This is a genomic window from Limimaricola litoreus (assembly GCF_024159025.1).
Classification (GTDB): Bacteria; Pseudomonadota; Alphaproteobacteria; order Rhodobacterales; family Rhodobacteraceae; genus Limimaricola; species Limimaricola litoreus.
The window spans coordinates 1-7,382 of sequence record NZ_JAMYXC010000322.1 but is presented as its reverse complement, the minus strand read 5'-3'; the positions used below and the strand labels follow the sequence as shown (position 1 = coordinate 7,382).

Sequence of the window (7,382 nt, the reverse complement as noted above, 5' to 3'; positions counted from 1 at the left end):
GGCTCGGCCTCGGCCTGCGCGGCGTGCAGCGCATCGCCGACCGGCTCGATGTCGAGAGCGGCGCCGAGGGCACGCGGATCCGGGCCGGCTTCGACACCCGTCTTTCCGTCGCCGACACCGCGCAAACCGCCGCCGCAATCGGCGATGCGCTGGCGGCGCTGCGGCGTGCCGATCCGGCCGCCATGCTGGCGCAGCAGAACCGCGACCTGCTCGATGCCCTCGAGGAGCGCGATCTGCTGATGGCCGAGGTGCACCACCGCACCAAGAACAACCTCGCGCTGGTGACGGGTCTGATGCGGCTGTCGCGCTCGGCCGCCGCGACCGAGGAGACCAAGAAGGTCCTGCGCGATCTCGAGCTGCGGGTGAAGGCGATCACCGCGATCCACGACCAGCTGCAGCGCGCCGCCGCTGCCGACAGCGCGGCCTTGCTGCCCTTGCTGCGTGACGTGGCTGAGCAGACGCGGCAGGCCTTCTCGACACCCGATCAGGAAATCGAGATCGTCGTCGAGGGCGACGCGCTGCACCTGACCGGCAGCGCGGTGACCGATCTCGCCCTCGCGGCGGGGGAGCTTTTGACCAATGCCTGCAAGCACGCCTTCACGGGGCGCGCGCACGGGCGGCTGGAGGTGCGGCTCAGGCGCGCCGACGGAATGCTGACGCTGACCGTGGCCGATGATGGCTGCGGCCTCGCGCCGGGGATGGAGCGGCCCGAGCGCTCGGAATCGCTCGGCTGGCGCATGATCCGCACCATGGTCCAGAAGCATGCCGGTTTCATCCGCACCGCGAACGGCGAGGAGGGCGGGGGGCTCAGCGTCGAGCTGGGCTTCGGCGAAGCGCAGCTCGGTCTGGTCGATCCCTGAGGGTCTTCGCCTGTCGCGACACAAAAATGGCGGCGGCCCGAGGGAGGAGCGCCGCCGCCATGTTTGTCCGGATGGGTGAGGGAGGAGAACCATCCTGCCCCATCAACCGCGTCCGGGGGAAAAAGATCCCCCGCCCGCGCGAAAACCGGTCAGGCGCGCCGCGCGGCTTGCGTGGCGATCTCTTCGATCATCGCGCGGTTGATGCCCAGATCGGCGAGCTCGCGGTCGTTGAGCGCCGAAAGCTCGCGGCGGGTGACGCGGTAGGCGCGAAGCTGCGCGCGGCGGCCGGTGAAGGCGGCGGCGAGACGCGACAGGAGGGAGGCGGGGCGGGCAGTCTGGGTGGTGCTGATGCTGGTCATGATCTGCGATCCTCGGGGCTGGTCGTGCGGCGCTCGGGCCGCTTGGGGGGGCAGGCGTCGTCATTGGCGCCGTTGACCCCCATCTGTGCTTTCCAGGGCCCGCCGACCACCACCAACCGCGCCGCAGCGCCCTGCAGCGGCTGCATGACGTTCGCCTCCCTGTTGAATGACACCCGAACCGCTTCGGGGCGTATTGCTTCGGACCAGCAAGGCCGCGCCGGCAAATGATCCCGGGCAACGTCAGGGCGGCGGGGCGATCGAACCCGCATCGACGATCTCGAAGGCGCCGAGATGCTGGGTCTGCGACAGTGCCCGCCCTTCGATCGCGCCGATCAGCCCCTCCGCCAGCGGCTCCCAGCTCTGCGCGAGCGCCGAGCGGGTGCCCGAGCTTGGCGGCACCGCCAAAAGATCCTCTCCCGGCAGCATGTCGTCATGCACCACGACCGAGACATCCTGCGGCACCTTGAGGCCCAGCATCGAGAGCGCGGTGTATATCCCCTTGGCGATCAGCATGTTCCCGGCGATCAGCGCGCTGGGCCGCGCCCCTTCGGGGCCCATCAGTCGCAGCGTGGCGAGCGCGCCGAGGCTTTCGGTCATCTGCCCGTATTCGTGCAAGTCCGGCTCGACCGCAACGCCCGCCTTGCGCAGGGCAAGCTCCCAGCCCAGCCGCCTCTGCGCGACGTAGCACATGTCCTCGCGGCCGTTGATGAAGCCGATCCGGCGATGCCCGGCGCGCAGCAGCATCTGCGTCAGCGCCCGGCCAACGGCGAGGTTGTCGATGTCGTAGAACGGGTATCGTGGGGCGGGGCCGTCGCGCCCGTGCATGACCAGCGGCACGCCGCGCCCTTGCAGATAGGCCACGCGCGGGTCGTCGTGCTCGGGTTCGATCAGCACGAAGCCGTCGAGCGACCCGCCGTCGATCAGGCGGCGATGCACCACCACCACGTCCTCGCCCTCATCGGCCGCGTGCAGCACGAAGAGCCGCCCGTGGCGCGAGAAGGCGCTCGACAGGCCGCGCACCATCTGCACGAACATGCTGTCGCGCGGCGTCCTGTCCTGCGGCGGCAACACCAGCCCGACGATGCCCGAACGCCCCGAGGCCAAGCGGCGCGCCGAAAGATTCGGCCTGTAATCCAGCGCTTTGGCCGCGTCTCGCGCGCGTTGCTTGGTTTCGGCGCTGACATCGTCATGATCGTTGAGCGCGCGGCTGACCTGCGTGACCGAAAGCCCCGTGAGCGCCGCGATGTCCTTGAGTGTCGCCGACATGTTTCGTCCCCGGATCTGCTGCCGCACCTTGCCAATCCGAAACGCTTCGGGCAACCCTGCCAGCGATCCGAAGGGATGTCAGGCACCGAAAGGACAGGATATGAGCAAGGCGAATTGGTGGAAGGGCGCGGTGATCTACCAGATCTATCCGCGGTCCTATCAGGACGGCAATGGCGACGGGATCGGCGACCTCAAGGGCATCACCGAGCGGCTGCCGCATATCGCCGAGCTGGGCGCCGACGCGGTCTGGCTCTCGCCCATCTTCACCTCGCCCATGGCCGACATGGGCTATGACGTGTCGAACTACACCGACATCGACCCGACCTTCGGCACGCTCGCGGATTTCGATGCCATGGTGACGCGCGCCCATGAGCTCGGCCTCAAGGTGATGATCGACCAGGTGCTTTCGCACAGCTCGAACCAGCACCCCTTCTTCGAGGAGAGCCGCCAGAGCCGCGACAACCCCAAATCCGACTGGTACGTCTGGGCCGACCCCAAGCACGACGGCTCGGCGCCCAACAACTGGCAGGCCATCTTCGGCGGCATCGCCTGGGAGTGGGAGCCGCGCCGCCGGCAGTACTACTTCCACAACTTCCTCAAGGAGCAGCCCGACTTCAACTTCCACAACCCGGAGGTGCAGGACTGGCTGCTAAACACGATGCGCTTCTGGCTCGATCGCGGCGTCGACGGCTTCCGCCTCGACACGGTGAACTTCTACTTCCACGATCTTCACCTGCGCGACGACCCGGCCGATTTCCGCCTGAACGGCGAGACGGCGGTCAAGCCCTATGACATGCAGTACCACATCTTCTCGAAGAACCAGCCCGACAACATCGCCTTTCTTGAAAAGATGCGGAAGCTGATGGACGAATACGACGACCGGACGCTGGTCGGCGAGGTGGGCGAGAGCCACCACCCGATCGAGATCATGGGCGAATATACCTCGGTCAACCGGCTGCATATGGCCTACAGCTTCGAGATGCTGGGGCCGAACTTCACCGCCGAGCATTTCCGCCACCAGATCGACCAGTTCTTCAAGCTCGCGCCCAAGGGCTGGCCCTGCTGGGCGCTGTCGAACCACGACGTGCCGCGCCATGTGAGCCGCTGGGCCGAGCATGGCGAACAGGACGCGGTGGCCAAGCTCGCCGCGGCGATGCTACTGACGATGGAAGGCTCGATCTGCCTCTATCAGGGAGAGGAGCTGGGCCAGACCGAGACCGAGCTGGAATACGAGGAGCTGACCGACCCGCAGGGCATCAACTTCTGGCCCGAGGACAAGGGGCGCGACGGCTGCCGCACGCCGATGGTCTGGGAGGCCTCGGCGCCCAATGCCGGCTTCTCCGAGAGCAATGCACCCTGGCTACCGGTCAAGGCGCCGCAGGCCGCGCGCGCGGTCGACACGCAGGTGGGCGCCGACGGATCGGTACTCGAAACCTACCGTGCGCTTCTGAAGCTGCGCCGCGAGACGCCGGACCTGCGGACGGGCCGGACCATGTTCGCTGAGACCGAGGAGCCGGTGCTGGCCTTCCACCGCGGCGACAAGACCGTCTGCGCCTTCAACCTCTCGGCCACGCCGCAGGAGGTCGAGATCGACGGCATCGCGCAGACGCTTTTCACGCTCTCGGCCGAGGTGGTCGATGGCCGCGTCCGGCTCGGCCCCAACGGCGCGCTGATCGCCCGGCTGGGCTGAGGATGTGGCCGCGCGGGGCCGTGAGGTCCCGTGCGGCACCCGGTTCTATCCATCTTTCTGCCGTCATGCAAAGCTGCTAGATGCCGCGCATCGGCTCGAAGGATCGGTTCGGATGACATCTAGGGATTTTGCACGCACCGGCGTTCCGGGGCTCGACGACGTGCTGGCGGGCGGGCTGACCCGCCGCCACGTTTTCCTTGTCGAGGGCGCGCCGGGTACCGGCAAGACAACGACCGCCCTGCGTTTTCTGCTCGAAGGCGCGGAGCGGGGCGAGACCTGTCTCTACATTACCCTGTCGGAAACCGAGGAGGAGCTGCGCGACAGCGCCGCCTCGCATGGCTGGACGCTGGATCCGAAGATCTCCGTCTTCGAGGTGGTCCCGGCCGAGAGCCTGCTCGACGCCGATCAGCAGCAGAGCCTGCTCTATTCCTCGGATCTCGAACTGGGCGAGGCGACGCGCCAGATCTTCGCGGCCTTCGAACGCGTGCGCCCCCAGCGCGTGGTGATTGACAGCCTCTCCGAAATCCGGCTGCTGGCGCAGGGGTCGCTGCGCTATCGCCGTCAGATCCTTGCTATGAAGCACTATTTCGCCCGGCAGGACGCGACCGTCATGATGCTTGACGATCTGACGGCCGAGATGCGCGACCGCACGGTGCACAGCGTCGTCCACGGGGTGATCAAGCTCGAGGAGCTGGCGCCCGATTACGGCGCCGAACGCCGTCGGCTGCGCGTCACCAAATATCGCGGCCAGCGCTATCGCGGCGGCTTTCACGATTTCGCCATCAAGACCGGCGGCATCGAGGTCTTTCCGCGGCTCGTGGCGCTGGAGCATCGCACCGGCTATGACCGCAGCCCGCAATCGAGCGGCCTCGAGGCGCTCGATCGCTTGCTCGGCGGCGGCATTGATCGCGGATCGAGCACGCTTGTCCTCGGCCCCGCCGGAACCGGCAAAAGCCTCTTCGCGCTGCAATTCGCCTGCGCGGCCATCGCGCGCGGCGAAAAGGCGGCGCTGTTCTGCTTCGACGAGGAGTTGGGTCTTCTGGAAGCGCGCATGTCGAAGATGGGCATCGATCTTTGCGCCTTGCGCGACAGCGGCGCGCTTCTGCTCGAACAGGTCGATGCGGCCGAGATGTCGCCCGGGGAGTTCGCCCAGCGCGTGCGCGACAGCGTCACCCGCGATGGCGTGCGCACGGTGATCATCGACAGCATGAACGGCTACCAAGCCGCAATGCCGCAGGAAAACGCGCTGGTGCTGCACATCCACGAGCTGCTGCAGTTCCTCAACCGGCAGGGCACGACCACCTATCTGACCGTGGCGCAGCACGGGCTGGTGGGCGACATGCAATCGCCGCTCGATGTCACCTACATCGCCGATACGGTCATCCTGCTGCGCTATTTCGAGGCGCTGGGCCAGGTGCGCCGGGCGGTCTCCGTCATCAAGAAACGCACCGGCCCGCACGAGGACACGATCCGCGAATTCCGCATCTCGCACAACGGCCTCGAACTGGGCGCTCCGCTGGACGGGTTCCAGGGCGTGCTGCGCGGCGTGCCGGATTTCGTCGGCTCGCACGAGCCGCTGATGGAAGGCCCGAAGAATGACCCTGCCCGGTGAGGCCTCCGCGCTGATCTTCGTACCGGGTGGCCGCGACGCGCATCTCGCCGCCGCCCTCCTGTCGGAAATCGGCCAGCCCTCGGAGATCTGCGCCGATCTCGATTGTTTCGTCGACGGGCTCGATGCGGATGTCGCCTTCGGCATGCTGACCGAGGAGGCGGTCCGCCACGCCGATCTGGGCCGGCTCGCGGCCGTGGTCGCGTCGCAGCCGAGCTGGTCGGCGCTGCCTTTCGTCGTGCTGACCCGCCACGGTGGCGGGCCCGAGCGCAACCCCGAGGCGGCGCGGCTGTCCGAGATCCTCGGCAACGTCACCTTTCTTGAACGCCCGTTTCACGCCACGACCTTTGTCAGCATCGCACGCGCCGCGCGGCGCGGCCGCGAGCGGCAGTTCGAGACCCGCGCCGCCGTTGAGCGGCTGCATCGCAGCGAGGAGGCGCTGCGCACCGCGCTGACCGCCGGGCGGCTGGGCATGTGGCAGCTCCAGCCGGAGACGAAGCTGCTCACCGTCACGCCCATGCTGCGCGAGATCTTCGGGCGGCGCGAGGACGAGCCCTTCGGCTTCGAGGAGTTCCTGTCGAGCCTGCACCCCGAGGACAAGACGCGGGTGATCGACATCATCGAGGCGGCCAGCAGTGGCGGGGGCGAGTACCGGGCGGAGTTCCGGCACATCCGCCCCGACGGCAGCCTGCGCTGGGCCGAGGCCACGGCGCGGATCGAGCGGGATTCGCACGGTGCGGTGCAGCTCGTCGGGCTGACCGCCGATGTCACCGTCCGCAAGAGCGCCGAGGCCAGCCAGCGCGAACAGACCGAGGATCTCGAGCGCCGTGTCGCCGCGCGCACCGCCGAGCTGGAGCAGGCCCATGCCCGCATGCTCGACGAGATCCGGCAGCGCGAGCGCACCGAAAGCCAGCTTCTGCAGAGCCAGAAGATGGAGGCGATCGGCCAGCTGACCGGCGGCGTGGCGCATGACTTCAACAACCTGCTGATGGCGGTGCTGGGCAATCTGGACCTGCTGTCGCGCCATGTCGGCGATGATGCGCGCGCCGCACGCCTGATCGATGGCGCGATCCAGGGGGCGCAACGCGGCGCGGCGCTGACGCAGCGGCTTCTGGCCTTTGCCCGTAAGCAGGAGCTCAAGGTCGAACCGCGCGACTTGCCCGGGCTGGTGCGCGGCTCCGAGGAGCTGCTGCGCCGCTCGGTCGGGGACGACATCGAGCTGAGCTTCGATCTGCCCGAGGGGCTGCCCTCGGCGCAGGTCGACGGCAACCAGTTCGACCTCGCCCTCCTCAACCTCGCGGTGAACGCGCGCGACGCGATGCCCGATGGCGGCCGGCTCGCCATTGCGGTCGATCTGTCCGAGGCCTCGGGGGAGGACGACCTCGCCCCGGGGTCCTATCTGCGGCTTTCGGTCAGCGACACCGGGACCGGGATGGATGCCGCGACGCTGGAGCAGGCGACGCAGCCGTTCTTTTCGACAAAGGAGCTGGGCAAGGGCACGGGGCTTGGCCTGTCGATGATCCACGGCCTCGCCCGGCAGCTGCACGGCGCGCTGCGCCTGTCGAGCCGGCCCGGCGCGGGCACGCGGGCCGAGCTAT

The 7,382-nt window shown here is 68.2% G+C and carries 7 protein-coding genes; 4 read left to right on the top strand and 3 right to left on the bottom strand.

Annotation, left to right across the window (positions count from 1 at the left end):
* On the top strand, positions 1-860 hold an 860-nt coding region (locus NHG85_RS19400; protein WP_253335386.1), incomplete at its 5' end, for a sensor histidine kinase.
* 149 nt (positions 861-1,009) lie between these two features.
* Here NHG85_RS19400 and NHG85_RS19395 read toward each other — a convergent pair.
* From NHG85_RS19395 to NHG85_RS19385, 3 genes are all read right to left on the bottom strand, one after another.
* A complete protein-coding gene (locus NHG85_RS19395) occupies positions 1,010-1,219 on the bottom strand; it encodes a DUF1127 domain-containing protein (RefSeq protein WP_253335385.1) in 210 nt (69 codons plus the stop codon).
* Entirely contained in the window at positions 1,216-1,365 is a 150-nt protein-coding gene (locus NHG85_RS19390; protein WP_253335384.1) for a hypothetical protein, read from the bottom strand. The genes NHG85_RS19395 and NHG85_RS19390 overlap by 4 nt, the downstream gene beginning before the upstream one ends.
* Before the next feature lie 94 nt (positions 1,366-1,459).
* Positions 1,460-2,485, bottom strand: coding sequence for a substrate-binding domain-containing protein (locus NHG85_RS19385; RefSeq protein WP_253335383.1), 1,026 nt, complete (start codon positions 2,483-2,485; stop codon positions 1,460-1,462).
* Positions 2,486-2,585: 100 nt separating this feature from the next.
* Here NHG85_RS19385 and NHG85_RS19380 point away from each other — a divergent pair, with 100 nt between their 5' ends.
* From NHG85_RS19380 to NHG85_RS19370, 3 genes are all read left to right on the top strand, one after another.
* Positions 2,586-4,175, top strand: coding sequence for an alpha-amylase family glycosyl hydrolase (locus tag NHG85_RS19380; protein WP_253335382.1), 1,590 nt, complete (start codon positions 2,586-2,588; stop codon positions 4,173-4,175).
* A 112-nt stretch (positions 4,176-4,287) separates the two neighbouring features.
* The gene (locus NHG85_RS19375) at positions 4,288-5,787 is read left to right on the top strand and encodes an ATPase domain-containing protein (RefSeq protein ID WP_253335381.1); all 1,500 of its coding nucleotides are present in this window, start codon (positions 4,288-4,290) and stop codon (positions 5,785-5,787) included.
* A partial coding sequence (locus NHG85_RS19370; RefSeq protein WP_253335380.1) for a hybrid sensor histidine kinase/response regulator occupies positions 5,771-7,382 on the top strand: 1,612 nt, incomplete at its 3' end. The genes NHG85_RS19375 and NHG85_RS19370, both read left to right, overlap by 17 nt.

Coding starts and splice junctions, on each gene's coding strand:
- NHG85_RS19395 (WP_253335385.1), bottom strand. CDS start 1,219: ATGACCAGCATCAGCACCACCCAGACTGCCCGCCCCGCCTCCCTCCTG.
- NHG85_RS19380 (WP_253335382.1), top strand. CDS start 2,586: ATGAGCAAGGCGAATTGGTGGAAGGGCGCGGTGATCTACCAGATCTAT.
- NHG85_RS19385 (WP_253335383.1), bottom strand. CDS start 2,485: ATGTCGGCGACACTCAAGGACATCGCGGCGCTCACGGGGCTTTCGGTC.
- NHG85_RS19375 (WP_253335381.1), top strand. CDS start 4,288: ATGACATCTAGGGATTTTGCACGCACCGGCGTTCCGGGGCTCGACGAC.
- NHG85_RS19390 (WP_253335384.1), bottom strand. CDS start 1,365: ATGCAGCCGCTGCAGGGCGCTGCGGCGCGGTTGGTGGTGGTCGGCGGG.